Genomic DNA, 12,452 nt, shown 5'->3' with positions numbered 1-12,452 from the left:
GGCGGTGACCGAAACCATCCCCTTGAAGGCATACCCCATGGCTCGCACCGACGGAAGTGCATAGAACCTTTGCCCCAAAGGGCAATGGGCTGATCGTGCCGCCCGGTCTAGTCTGGAAGGTCGTATCCAAATCAGGAGGTCATGGCATGACGATGACATCGAACGAGCAAGCGAACCCCAACCCGTTGATGCGAGGATGGCGCCGCGCGTCGGCCGCGTTTGCCTCGGCGTGTATCGCGCTGCTCCTCGCGGGCTGCGCCAGCGTTCCCGGCGGCGACCCGCTGCCGTCCTGGAACGACGGCCCGGCCAAGAAGGCGATCGTGGCCTTCGTCGACGACGTCACGCGGGACGGCTCGCCCGGCTTCGTGCCGCCGGCGCAGCGCATCGCCACCTTCGACAACGACGGCACGCTGTGGGCCGAGCAGCCCATGTACACGCAGTTCGCCTTCATGATCGACCAGGTCAAGGCAGCCGCGCCGAAGCATCCGGAGTGGGCCAACAATGCCGTCTACAAGGCGCTGGCCGCCAACGACCTGCGCGGCGCGCTGGCGGGTGGCGAGAAGCCGTTGCTGGAACTTCTGGTGCAGGGCAACAGCGGCATGTCGGTTGATGAGTACGACAAGTCCGTGCGGCAGTGGCTGGCGACCGCGCGGCATCCGGTGCTGAAGCGGCCCTACGTCGAGACGGTCTACCAGCCGCAGCTCGAACTGCTGGCCTATCTGCGGGCCAAGGGCTTCAAGACCTTCATCGTCTCGGGCGGGACGATGGACCTGATGCGGCCCTGGACCCAGGCCACCTATGGCATTCCGCCCGAGCAGGTGGTCGGCTCGTCGCAGGGCATCAAGTTCGACGGCAACGGCGGGCTGATGCGCGAGCCCAGCCTCGCCTTCCTGAATGACGGGCCGGGCAAGCCGGTCGGCATCTACATGCACATTGGCCAGCGGCCCATCCTGGCCTTCGGCAATTCGGACGGCGACCTGCAGATGCTGCAGTACACCGTCGCCGGCCCCGGACGCAGCCTGGCGCTGCTGGTGCACCACGACGACGCCGCGCGCGAGTTCGCGTATGACCGCACGTCATCGTTCGGCAAGCTCGACAAGGCCTGGGACGAGGCGGTGCGCAGGAACTGGGTCGTGGTCAGCATGAAGAACGACTGGAAGCGTGTGTTTGCCGAACCGAAACCCTGATCGACGGTTTGAAGGGAGCAGGCCTAAGGGAAATCCCTAGACTGCGTTCTGAAACCGGTTTCATACAATGAGGCACCACATCAGGAGACCTCATGATCCGCTTCGCTTCCCGCCGCGCCTTGCTTGTTTCCGGCCTTGCTTTCGCAATGGCCCTGCCCGCATTCACCGCGTCTGCCCAGACCATGGCCGACATCAAGAAGAAGGGCGAAATCACGGTGGGGGTGATGGTCGATGTCCCGCCATTCGCCACGACCAACGCGCAGAACCAGCCCGATGGCTATGACGCGGACGTGGCCCGGCTGCTCGCCAAGGACTGGGGCGTGAAGCTCAACATGGTGACGGTGACCGGACCCAATCGCATCCCCTACGTGCTGACCAACAAGGTCGACACGCTGGTGGCCGTCCTCGCGATAACGCCGGAGCGTTCGAAGCAGGTGCAGTTCTCCACGCCGTACTCGGCCGCCACCATCGTGCTCTACGGCACAGTCAAGACGCCGATCAAGACGCCAGCGGACCTCAAGGGCCTGCGCGTCGGCGTCACCCGCGCGAGCACGCAGGACGTCGCGCTCACGGCCGCCGCGCCGGAGGGCACCGAGATCCGCCGCTTTGATGACGACTCTTCGGCCATGCAGGCGCTGATCTCCGGCCAGGTCGACGCGATCGGCTGCCCCACCATCGTCGCCAACCAGATCGCCAAGCGTGTACCCGGTGCCTACGAAGAGAAGTTCGTGCTCCGCCAGCAGTTCATGGGCATCGTGATGCGGCCCGGCCAGGACGACCTGCTCAAGAACATCAACGAGTTCGTCGCCCGCAACACGGCCAACGGGGAACTCAACAAGCTGTACCGCAAGTGGCTTGGCGTGGACCTGCCGAAGTTGCAGTGATCGCTTCGAGGCGCGTTCGGCCCCGGACGTAGCAACGCCCCGCCAAGCGTAGGCCGGGCCACCTCTCCAACGTTTCCAGCAAACCGGATCGACCGGTTTGAGGGGATGGCTTTCGCCAAAAAATCAGGCCGGTTTCATATTGGCGTCAGCGGCTCCAGTGATTTCCCGATGCCGGCCGCTGCCGCTTGTGCGCACTCCGGCCGCCCAGCAATCAACCCAAGGCTCCCAGATGACGACCCTCGACCGCCGCGCGCAGCTTGCGCAGCACTTCCCGGCTCCCGAAGACATTCCCGCAGAGCATCGTCTGCCCGCGCCGTTGCACCAGAGGCACTCGCTGATTCGCGGTGACCTCATCGAATGGAACGGCCCCTGCAAGAAGGTGCTGTCCCCCGTCTGCACACGCGACCCGTCCACCGGCGACGTGAAGCAGGTCGAGATCGGCAGCTACCCCGTCATGGGCGAGGCCGAGAGCGATGCCGCGCTCGACGCGGCCGTGGCCGCCTATGCCAACGGGCGCGGCGCATGGCCGACGATGGCCGTGGCCGATCGCATCGGCTGCATGCAGGAGTTCGTTCGTCAGATGGCGCAGCAACGCGAGCTGATCGTGAAGCTGATCATGTGGGAGATCGGCAAGAGCCTCGCCGATTCGCGCAAGGAGTTCGACCGCACCGTCGAATACATCCAGGCCACCATCGAATCGCTGAAGGAACTCGACAACGGCAGTTCGCGCTTCGTGATTGCCGAGGGCACGATCGGCCAGATCCGCCGCACGCCGCTGGGCGTCGTGCTCTGCATGGGGCCGTACAACTATCCGCTGAACGAGACCTTCGCGACGCTGATTCCCGCGCTGCTCATGGGCAACACGGTGGTGTTCAAGCCGCCGCAGTACGGCACCTTGCTGTTCCATCCCTTGCTGGAGGCGTTTCGCACGGCGTTTCCGCCGGGCGTCATCAACACCATCTATGCACCGGGCGCTGTCGTGGTACCGCGTTTGCTGGCATCCGGCAAGGTGAACGTGCTGGCGCTGATCGGGTCGAGCAAGGTCGCCGACCACCTGAAGAAGCAACATCCGAAGTCGCACCGCCTGCGGGCCATCCTCGGGCTCGACGCAAAGAACGCGGCCATCGTGCTGCCCGATGCCGACATCGAGCTTGCGGTGAAGGAGTGCCTGCTCGGCGCGCTGTCTTTCAACGGCCAGCGTTGCACGGCGCTCAAGATGCTCATCGTGCACCGCTCGATCGTCGAGCGCTTCGTGCAGCGCTTCACCGAGGAGCTGGGCAAGCTCAAGGTCGGCATGCCATGGGAGGCGGGGGTGAGCATCACGCCGCTGCCGGGCCTGCACCGCACCGCCTACATGACCGAGGCGCTGGAAGACGCGAAGGCGAAGGGCGCGAACATCGTCAACGAGGGCGGCGGCGAGTTCTGCCAGACCTTGTATTCGCCGGCGGTCGTGTACCCGGTGCGCGAGGGCATGAAGCTCTACCGCGAGGAGCAGTTCGGCCCGCTCGTGCCCATCATGCCCTTTGACGACATCGAGACCGCGCTCGACTACGTCATCACCTCGGACCATGGCCAGCAGGTCAGCATCTTCGGCACCGATCCCGCGCAGATCGGCGCGCTGGTCGATCCGCTGGTCAACCAGGTCTGCCGCGTGAACATCAATTGCCAGTGCCAGCGCGGGCCCGACGTGTTTCCTTTCGCGGGACGCAAGGACTCGGCCGAAGGGACGCTGTCCGTGGCCGACGCGCTGCGGGCCTTCTCGATCCGCTCGATGGTCGCCGCGAAGCAGACCGAGCCGAGCAAGAAGCTGCTCAACGCGATCGTGCAGGACCACAAGTCGCAGTTCATCAACACCGGCTTCATTCTTTAAAGGCAGACCATGCATCGACAACGCCACGCCAAGATCGTCGCCACCCTCGGGCCGGCCAGCTCCGACACCGAGACCATTCGCGCACTCTTCGAGGCCGGCGCGGACGTGTTCCGCTTCAACTTCAGCCACGGCAGCCATGAGCAGCATCGCGCACGCCATGACATCGTGCGAGGGATCGAGAAGGAGACTGGGCGGCCCATCGCCATCCTGCTCGACCTGCAAGGCCCCAAGCTGCGCGTCGGCCGCTTCGCCGACGGTCCGGTGACGCTGGCCGCGGGCGACGCGTTCCGGCTCGACCTCGACACCACGCCTGGCACGCAGCAGCGCGCACCGCTGCCGCATCCCGAGATCTTCGCGGCGCTCAAGCCGGGCACCGACCTGCTGCTCGACGACGGCAAGATCCGCCTGCGCGTGCACGCCTGCGGCGCCGACTTCGCGGACACCACCGTCGTCGCCGGCGGCGTGCTGTCGGAACGCAAGGGCGTCAACGTTCCCGAGGTGCTGCTGCCGATCTCGGCCCTGACCGAGAAGGACCGCGCCGACCTCGACTTCGGCTTGCAACTCGGCGTCGACTGGGTGGCGCTGTCCTTCGTCCAGCGGCCCGAGGACATGCAGGAGTTGCGCGACATCGTGCAGGGCCGCGCGGGCGTGCTGGCCAAGCTCGAGAAGCCCGCGGCGATCGAGCGGCTCGATGCCATCGTCGCGCTGTCCGATGCGGTGATGGTCGCGCGCGGCGATCTCGGCGTGGAAATGCCGGCAGAGCAGGTGCCCAGCATCCAGAAGCGCATCGTGCGGGCCTGCCGCGATGCCGGCAAGCCGGTGATCGTCGCCACGCAGATGCTCGAGTCGATGATCAGCGCTCCGGTGCCCACACGCGCCGAGGCCTCCGACGTGGCCACCGCGATCTACGACGGCGCCGATGCGGTGATGCTGTCGGCCGAGTCGGCCTCCGGCCAGTACCCGCGCGAGTCGGTCGCGATGATGGACCGCATCATTGCCGAGGTGGAGCGCGACCCGCACTACCGCACGGTGATCGACGCGTCGCACAGCGCGCCCGAATCCACCGTGGCCGATGCGATCTGCTCGTCGCTGCGGCAGACCGCGAGCCTGGTGCCGGTGGCGGCCATGATCACCTACACCCGGTCCGGCTACACGAGCCTGCGTGCGGCGCGCGAGCGTCCCGTGGTGCCCGTGCTCAGCATCACGCCCGAACTGCCCGTCGCACGGCGACTGGCGCTGGCCTGGGGCGTGCACTCGGTGCATGTGGAACACCACGTGAGCGATGTGCCCGGCATGGTCGAGACGGGCTGCGCGGTGGCCATCCGTGAAGGCCATGCGAAATCCGGCGACATCGTCGTCATCGCCGCCGGCATGCCCTTCGGCCAGGCCGGAACCACCAACCTGCTGCACATCGCACGCGCATGAGGTGCGTGCCGCAAGGCACGCCCGGTCGACGCATCAACCCCTTCGAGGAGATTCCATTGAGCCTTCATCCAGTGCTTCAGGCGGTCACCGACCGCATCCGCAGCCGCAGCGCGCCATTGCGCACCGCCTACCTGGCCCGCCTCGAAAAGGCGCGCGCCAAAGGCCCGATCCGCCAGGCCCTCGGCTGCACGAACCTGGCGCATGGCTATGCAGCGGCGCCGGCGGGCGACAAGATCATGCTGCGTGAACTGAGGCGGCCCAATCTCGCGATCGTCTCGTCGTACAACGACATGCTGTCGGCGCACCAGCCCTTCGAGCGCTTCCCCGCGCTGCTCAAGCAGGCGGCGCGCGGAGCTGGCGCGACCGCGCAGTTCGCTGGTGGAGTACCCGCGATGTGCGATGGCGTCACGCAGGGCGAGCCCGGCATGGAGCTGTCGCTGTTCAGTCGCGACGTGATCGCCATGTCGACGGCAGTGGCCCTGTCGCACAACATGTTCGATGCCGCGCTGTGCCTGGGCATCTGCGACAAGATCGTGCCCGGCTTGCTGATCGGCGCCTTGCAGTTCAGCCACCTGCCGACGATCTTCGTGCCCGGCGGCCCGATGCCTTCGGGCATCTCCAACGACGAGAAGGCGCGCGTGCGCCAGCGCTTCGCCAAGGGCGAGGTCGGCCGCGCCGCGCTGCTGGAATCCGAGGAGAAGTCCTATCACTCCGCGGGCACTTGCACCTTCTTTGGCACGGCCAACAGCAACCAGATGCTGATGGAGGTGATGGGCCTGCACCTGCCGGGCGCGGCCTTCGTGAATCCGGGCACGCCGTTGCGCGACGCGCTGACCGCCGCGGCTGCAAGGAGGGCTGTCGAGATCGGGGCAGAGGGCAACGAGTACACGCCGATCGGCCACGTGGTCGACGAGCGTGCGATCGCCAACGCGATCGTCGGGCTGCTCGCCACGGGCGGCTCGACCAACCACACGATCCACCTGGTCGCGATCGCGCGCGCGGCCGGCATCGTCATCAACTGGGACGACTTTCGCGACCTGTCGGATGTGGTGCCGCTGCTGGCGCGCGTCTATCCGAACGGCAAGGCGGACGTGAACCATTTCCATGCCGCCGGCGGCATGGGCTATGTGATCGGCGAACTGCTCGACGCGGGCCTGCTGCACGGCGACACGCTGACGGTGGCTGGCGCCGGCGGGCTGGCACGCTACAGCCAACAGCCGCATCTGGACGAAGCCGGGCGCCTGGCCTGGCGCGACGTGTCACGCTCGGACCCCGATACCAGCGTGCTGTCGCCGGCATCGGCACCGTTCAGTTCCGACGGCGGCCTGAAGCTGCTCGGCGGCAACCTGGGAAGGGCCGTCATCAAGACCTCGGCGGTCAAGCCGGAGCACCGCGTGGTGCAGGCGCCGGCTCGGGTGTTCGACACGCAGGAGGCGGTGATGGCCGCCTTCGACCGCGGCGAACTGCACTGCGACTTTGTCGCGGTGGTCCGCTTCCAGGGTCCGCGTGCCAACGGCATGCCTGAGCTGCACAAGCTCACGCCGCTCCTCGGTGTGTTGCAGGACCAAGGGTTTCGTGTGGCGCTGGTCACGGACGGGCGCATGTCGGGGGCTTCAGGCAAGGTGCCGGCTGCCATTCACGTGACGCCGGAGTGCCTCGCAGGCGGGCCGCTTGCGCGGGTGCGCGACGGCGACATGCTCGTGCTGGACAGCGAGCGCGGCGTGCTCGAAGCGCGCGTCGACGCTGCCGAGTGGCTGGCACGCGAGCCCGCGGTCGCCGATCTCGAGGAGTCTCGCCACGGCATGGGCCGCGATCTGTTTGCAGCCTTCCGTGCCAACGCGCTGGGCGCGGAGGAGGGCGCCATCACTTTCCAGGCTGCGGAGCCTGCTGGCGCGACGGGCGGATCCCACGATGCGCCTGTGCATGGCCATTTCGTCTTTGCCGAGGGAGTCGAGGCATGAACATCCTGGACACCATGCGCACCGGGCCGGTGATCCCGGTCATCGTTATCGAGCGACTGGACGACGCAGTGCCGCTGGCGCGCGCGCTGGTGGCCGGTGGCATCCGCGTGCTCGAAATCACCTTGCGCACGCCGCAAGGGCTCAAGGCGATCGAGGCCATCGCGAATGAGGTCGAAGGCGCCATCACCGGCGTGGGCACGATCACGCAGGCGCGGGACTTCGAGCGGGCCCGCAAGGCCGGCGCGGTGTTCGGCGTGAGCCCGGGCCTGACGCCCGAGTTGATCGCGGCGGCCTGCGGCAGTGCATTGCCCCTGTTGCCGGGCGTGATGACGCCGTCCGACGTCATCGCTGCGCGCGCTGCCGGCTACACGGAACTCAAGCTCTTCCCGGCGCAGCAAGCGGGCGGCATCGGCATGCTCAAGGCGATGGCCGGCCCGTTTCCCGATGTGACCTTCTGTCCGACCGGCGGCATCTCCGCGGCCACCGCTGCGGACTTCCTCGCGCTGCCCAACGTCGCATGCGTCGGCGGCTCGTGGCTCACGCCGGCCGACGCCGTGGCGGGCAAGGACTGGTCGCGTATCAGTGAACTCGCGCGGCAAGCCTGCACCCTGGCGCGCCCCGCACTCGCAAGCCGAGCCTCATGAACTTCTCCCAACTCACAGCCGCACTGGCCTGCGGCATTGCCATGACCACTCCAGCCCTCGCGGCCGACCTGATCGTCTCGACCAACGACGCCAAGTACCAGCGCGTCGCAGGCAGCGACACCTTTCCGACGAACACCGGCCCCGACACGCTCAACGTGATCGATGCCTCCAACTTTCCGCCGCGCATCGTCGCGACGGTGGACGTTGCGGCCACCATCGCCGGCCCGCCGCAGGCGGTGGCGATCACGCCCGACGGCAAGCTGGCCATCGTCTCGGCGCCAAACCGCTACGACCATGCGGCGCAGAAGAACATCCTGGAGAACTACCTGCAACTCGTCGATCTCGAGGCCACCCCGCCGCGCGTGATCGCGAAGGTGCCGGTCGCGCACCATCCGCAGGGCTTGGCGGTGAACCGCGCCGGCACCGTGCTGCTGGCGGCCACCGTGGGTGGCACCGTCACGTCGTTCGAGATCAAGGGCAAGACGCTGGTGGCCACCGGCGACCTCGCATTGTCAAAAGGGCGCCTGGCCGGCATCAGCTTCACGCCGGATGGCAAGTCGGCGCTGGTGGCGCTTCGCGACGAGCAGGGTGTCGTGGTGCTGGACGTGTTGCCGGGCGCGGTCACGACACGACGAGAGAGGGTCTCCAGTGGCATCGCGCCTTACTCGGTCGACGTGTCGAGTGATGGCCGATGGGCTGTCGTCAGCAATGTCGGATTGGCGGGCCTGGCGGGCGATGTGGGCGTGCTCGCCGGCGATGCCGACACGGTGACGCTGATCGACATCTCCCGGCGCCCGTTCCGCGCGGTCCAGCACATGACGGTGCCTTCGCTGCCCGAAGCGGCTGCGATCTCGCCGGACGGGCGCTGGATCGCCGCGCAGTCCATGGACGGCTCGAACCTGAAGCCGGACAATCCGGGCCGCCGCGAGCGCGGCAAGCTGGTGTTGTTCGAGATCCGGGACGGTCAGGCGCAGCGCGTTGGCGAGTTGCCCGCGGGCGAGGGCGGGCAGGGCGTGGTGTTCACCGCCGACAGCAAGTACATCCTTGTCCAGTTCAATGTCGAGAAGCAGATCGCCGTCTTCGCCGTCGATGCGGGCAAGCTGCGCGACACTGGCGAGCGCCTCGCCGTTCCCGGTGGCCCTTCGTCGATCCGTTCGATGCCGCGTTGAGAATCACCAAGGAGAACAAGAATGAGTGGATCGCGAAAAAAAGTCGTGGTGTTCAGGAAGCTGCCGGACGATCTGCTGGGGCGCATCAGCGCGCAGCATGACGTGACCGTTGCAGACCCGCGCCGCGCCGAAGAACTGCCGCGCTTTCGTGCCGCGTTGCATGACGCGCAAGGCCTGATCGGATCGAGCTTCAAGCTGGTTGCCGACGACCTGGCGCTGGCGCCTGCGCTGGAGGTCATCTCCAGCATCTCGGTCGGCATCGACAACTACGACCTGGCCTGCCTGAAGCAGCGCGGCATCGTGCTGTGCCACACGCCGGGCGTCCTGACCGAGACCACCGCCGACACGGTGTTCGCGCTCATCATGGCGACCTCGCGTCGACTCGTCGAACTCTCCGCGCTGGTTCGCGAAGGCCAGTGGACGCGCAACATCGGCGAAGACTTGTTCGGCTGGGACGTGCATGGCAAGACGCTCGGCGTGCTCGGCTTCGGGCGCATCGGGCAGGCGGTTGCACGCCGTGCCGCACTGGGCTTCGGCATGCCGGTGCTGTTCCACGATCCCTTCGACGTGCCGGTGCCACAGGAGCTGGCCGGCCGCGCATCGCGGCTGCCTTTCGAAGACGTGCTGGCGCGCGCCGACATCGTCGCCCTGACCCTGCCGCTCGCGGAGGAAACCCGCGGACTGATGGACGCTCGCGCGTTTGCGCGGATGAAGAAGGGCGCCATCTTCGTCAACGGGTCGCGCGGTGCCATCGTGCAGGAGGCGGCATTGCTCGACGCGCTCGACAGCGGCCATCTTCGCGCGGCCGGTCTCGATGTATTTGCTATCGAGCCCTTGCCGCAGGACTCGCCGCTGCGCACGCACCCCATGGTGACGCCGCTGCCGCACATCGGCTCTGCGACACACGAGACGCGCCGCGCCATGGCCGAACTCGCAACCGACAACCTCCTGAAGGCGCTGGCCGGCGAGAAGCCGGTCGCCGCATTCGATCTCTCCAAGGTGTAGCACCATGCCCAGTTCCATCCCCACCCTGTGCGGCTCGCTTGCGGGCACGCCCTTCACCTTCAATGTCAAGGTCCACAACGCCGCGTACCGCGCGCTGGGTGTGGATTACACCTTCGTATGCTTCGGCGTCGACGACGCGGCGGGCGGCGTGCAGGCGATGCGCACGCTCGGCATTCGCGGACTGAACGTGACGATGCCGCACAAGCAGACGGTGATCCCGCACCTGGACGCACTGGACGACACCGCCCGCGAGATCGGGGCCGTCAACACAATCCACAACGTGGACGGTTTCCTGACGGGCTACAACACCGACTGCATCGGGGCGGTGCGCGCCATCGAGGAGGCCAGTCCGCTCGATGGCCGGCGTGTTGCGCTGCTGGGTGCAGGCGGCGCGGCGCGCGCCATTGCATGGGGCATGCGACGGGCCGGCGCGAAGGTCACGCTGTTCAATCGCACCGCGGAGCGCGGCGAGGCTTTTGCGCGCGAGTTCGGCATCGCGTTCGCGGGCGCGCCGTCGTCCTTCAATGCCGCGGATTTCGATGGTGTCGTCAATGCTACCGCCGCAGGCTATCGCGCCCCCGATGTCAGCCCGCTGGATCCCGGACAGCTGGCAGCGCATCTCTTCGTCATGGACGCCGCGTTCATCCCCGTCGAGACCAAGCTCATCCGCGATGCGCAGGCCGCAGGCTGTCGCGCCGTGAACGGCACCCGCATGCTGCTGCATCAGTTCTGCGGCCAGGTCGAGCTCTACACGGGCAAGCCGGCGCCCTTCGAAGTCATGAGCACCGCGCTGCTCGACGAGATCGCGCGCTCGCAGCAATCCCCCGTCTGACTTGAAGCGGTTCTGAACGCGCCGAGGGAAATCCCTAGTGCTGTTCTGAAACCGGTTTCATACAATCCACCATCGCATCGAAATCACCGGACACGGAGACACTTCAAGTGAACTATCAGTTTCAGTTCGACGCCGTTCTGGCCGCCTGGCCACTGCTGCTCAAGGGCACCTGGATCACGGTCCAGCTCTCGCTCATTGCCACGCTGCTGGGCCTGGTGGTGGCGGTGTTCTGCGCCTGGGGCAAGACATCGGGCCCCAAGTGGTTGCGCTTCATCGTGAACGCCTACATCGAGGTGATCCGCAACACGCCCTTCCTCGTGCAGTTGTTCTTCTTCTTCTTTGCACTGCCGTCCATCGGCCTGCGCTGGTCGCCCTACACGGCCGCGTTGACGGCGATGGTGGTCAACCTCGGGGCCTATGCCGCGGAGATCGTCCGCGCCGGCATCGAATCGATTCCACGGGGACAGATCGAAGCGGGCAGGGCGCTCAACCTCAAGGGCTGGGAGATCTTCCGCTTCATCATCATCAAGCCGGCGTTGAAGGCGATCTACCCCGCGCTCACCAGCCAGTTCATCCTGCTGATGCTGAGTTCGGCGGTGGTGTCGGTGATCTCGGCGGACGACCTGACCTCGGTCGCGGCCAACCTGCAATCGCAGACCTTCCGCAGCTTCGAGATCTACATCGTCGTGGCGGGCATCTACCTGGCGCTGGCACTGAGCTTCTCGGCCTTGTTCAAGGCCATCTACAACAACGCGCTCAACTATCCCGACCGGCGCTGAACCAGCACCTGCCCGACCAAGCCCAAGCGGAGACAAGACATCATGCGTACCTTCGGCTACCCCGAATTCCTTTTCATCCTAGAAGCGGCCAAGTGGACCTTGGCGCTCTCCCTGATCGCCTTCATCGGCGGCGCCATCCTCGGCCTGGTGATCGCCTTGGCGCGCACCTCCGAGAACCGGACGGCCCAGGTGCTGTCCACGGGCTTCATCCAGATCTTCCAGGGCACGCCGCTGCTGCTGCAACTCTTCCTGATCTTCTTCGGCGCGCCGGTGATCGGCATAGAGGTCAATCCGTGGGTTGCCGCAGGCGTGGCGTTGATCCTGAACAGCGCGGCCTTCCTCGGCGAAATCTGGCGCGGCTGCATCCAGTCCATCCCGCGCGGCCAGGTCGAGGCAGCCCATGCGCTCAACCTCAACTACACCGCTCGCATGCGTGACGTGGTGCTGCCCCAGGCCTTCAAGATCGCGCTGGCGCCCACCGTGGGCTACGTGGTGCAGATCATCAAGGGCACCTCGCTCGCGGCCATCATCGGCTTCACCGAGATCACCCGCGCCGGCCAGATCATCAACAACGCGACCTTCCAGCCAGTGGAAGTGTTCGGCACCGTCGCGGCCCTGTACTTCTTCATCTGCTGGCCGCTCTCGCTGCTGGCCGCGCACATGGAGCGCAGGCGCGCCGTCGCACTCACTCGTTGA

Annotated in this window: 11 protein-coding genes; all 11 read left to right on the top strand. The window is 66.7% G+C overall.

Going from position 1 to position 12,452, the window contains the following annotated elements:
* The first annotated feature begins 146 nt into the window (after window positions 1-146).
* Window positions 147-1,187, top strand: coding sequence for an HAD family hydrolase (locus WKW82_RS17705; RefSeq protein ID WP_340343636.1), 1,041 nt, complete (start codon window positions 147-149; stop codon window positions 1,185-1,187).
* Between the two features lie 92 nt (window positions 1,188-1,279).
* The gene (locus WKW82_RS17700) at window positions 1,280-2,071 is read left to right on the top strand and encodes a transporter substrate-binding domain-containing protein (RefSeq protein ID WP_340343635.1); all 792 of its coding nucleotides are present in this window, start codon (window positions 1,280-1,282) and stop codon (window positions 2,069-2,071) included.
* A gap of 229 nt (window positions 2,072-2,300) precedes the next feature.
* Window positions 2,301-3,941: an NADP-dependent glyceraldehyde-3-phosphate dehydrogenase gene (locus WKW82_RS17695; RefSeq protein ID WP_340343634.1), complete on the top strand. Its 1,641-nt coding sequence runs from the start codon at window positions 2,301-2,303 to the stop codon at window positions 3,939-3,941.
* A 9-nt stretch (window positions 3,942-3,950) separates the two neighbouring features.
* Window positions 3,951-5,366 (top strand): pyruvate kinase, encoded by a 1,416-nt coding sequence (pyk, locus tag WKW82_RS17690; RefSeq protein WP_340343633.1) that lies wholly within the window; start codon window positions 3,951-3,953, stop codon window positions 5,364-5,366.
* A 56-nt stretch (window positions 5,367-5,422) separates the two neighbouring features.
* Complete coding sequence (gene edd / locus WKW82_RS17685; RefSeq protein WP_340343632.1) at window positions 5,423-7,327, top strand: phosphogluconate dehydratase; 1,905 nt, start codon at window positions 5,423-5,425, stop codon at window positions 7,325-7,327.
* A complete protein-coding gene (eda, locus tag WKW82_RS17680; RefSeq protein ID WP_340343631.1) occupies window positions 7,324-7,971 on the top strand; it encodes a bifunctional 4-hydroxy-2-oxoglutarate aldolase/2-dehydro-3-deoxy-phosphogluconate aldolase in 648 nt (215 codons plus the stop codon). Before edd ends, eda begins: the two co-directional genes overlap by 4 nt.
* On the top strand, window positions 7,968-9,140 hold the full coding sequence (locus tag WKW82_RS17675) for a YncE family protein (protein ID WP_340343630.1): 1,173 nt from the start codon (window positions 7,968-7,970) through the stop codon (window positions 9,138-9,140). The genes eda and WKW82_RS17675 overlap by 4 nt, the downstream gene beginning before the upstream one ends.
* 21 nt (window positions 9,141-9,161) lie before the next feature.
* Window positions 9,162-10,145 carry a 2-hydroxyacid dehydrogenase gene (locus WKW82_RS17670; RefSeq protein WP_340343629.1) on the top strand — a complete coding sequence of 328 codons (984 nt, stop codon included), beginning with the start codon at window positions 9,162-9,164 and terminating at the stop codon, window positions 10,143-10,145.
* 4 nt (window positions 10,146-10,149) lie between these two features.
* A complete protein-coding gene (locus WKW82_RS17665) occupies window positions 10,150-10,977 on the top strand; it encodes a shikimate dehydrogenase family protein (RefSeq protein WP_340343628.1) in 828 nt (275 codons plus the stop codon).
* Between the two features lie 107 nt (window positions 10,978-11,084).
* Complete coding sequence (locus WKW82_RS17660; RefSeq protein WP_340343627.1) at window positions 11,085-11,756, top strand: amino acid ABC transporter permease; 672 nt, start codon at window positions 11,085-11,087, stop codon at window positions 11,754-11,756.
* A gap of 42 nt (window positions 11,757-11,798) precedes the next feature.
* On the top strand, window positions 11,799-12,452 hold the full coding sequence (locus WKW82_RS17655) for an amino acid ABC transporter permease (protein ID WP_340343626.1): 654 nt from the start codon (window positions 11,799-11,801) through the stop codon (window positions 12,450-12,452).

Origin of the sequence: Variovorax rhizosphaerae, assembly GCF_037889975.1 — a bacterium.
Taxonomy (GTDB): Bacteria; Pseudomonadota; Gammaproteobacteria; order Burkholderiales; family Burkholderiaceae_C; genus Variovorax; species Variovorax rhizosphaerae.
This window is presented reverse-complemented; position numbering and strand designations above follow the sequence as displayed.

What these genes read in the sequence shown, in the direction of transcription:
- WKW82_RS17705 (WP_340343636.1), top strand. Translation starts at nt 147, where the DNA reads ATGACGATGACATCGAACGAGCAAGCGAACCCCAACCCGTTGATGCGA.
- WKW82_RS17700 (WP_340343635.1), top strand. Translation starts at nt 1,280, where the DNA reads ATGATCCGCTTCGCTTCCCGCCGCGCCTTGCTTGTTTCCGGCCTTGCT.
- WKW82_RS17695 (WP_340343634.1), top strand. Translation starts at nt 2,301, where the DNA reads ATGACGACCCTCGACCGCCGCGCGCAGCTTGCGCAGCACTTCCCGGCT.
- pyk (WP_340343633.1), top strand. Translation starts at nt 3,951, where the DNA reads ATGCATCGACAACGCCACGCCAAGATCGTCGCCACCCTCGGGCCGGCC.
- eda (WP_340343631.1), top strand. Translation starts at nt 7,324, where the DNA reads ATGAACATCCTGGACACCATGCGCACCGGGCCGGTGATCCCGGTCATC.
- WKW82_RS17675 (WP_340343630.1), top strand. Translation starts at nt 7,968, where the DNA reads ATGAACTTCTCCCAACTCACAGCCGCACTGGCCTGCGGCATTGCCATG.
- WKW82_RS17670 (WP_340343629.1), top strand. Translation starts at nt 9,162, where the DNA reads ATGAGTGGATCGCGAAAAAAAGTCGTGGTGTTCAGGAAGCTGCCGGAC.
- WKW82_RS17665 (WP_340343628.1), top strand. Translation starts at nt 10,150, where the DNA reads ATGCCCAGTTCCATCCCCACCCTGTGCGGCTCGCTTGCGGGCACGCCC.
- WKW82_RS17655 (WP_340343626.1), top strand. Translation starts at nt 11,799, where the DNA reads ATGCGTACCTTCGGCTACCCCGAATTCCTTTTCATCCTAGAAGCGGCC.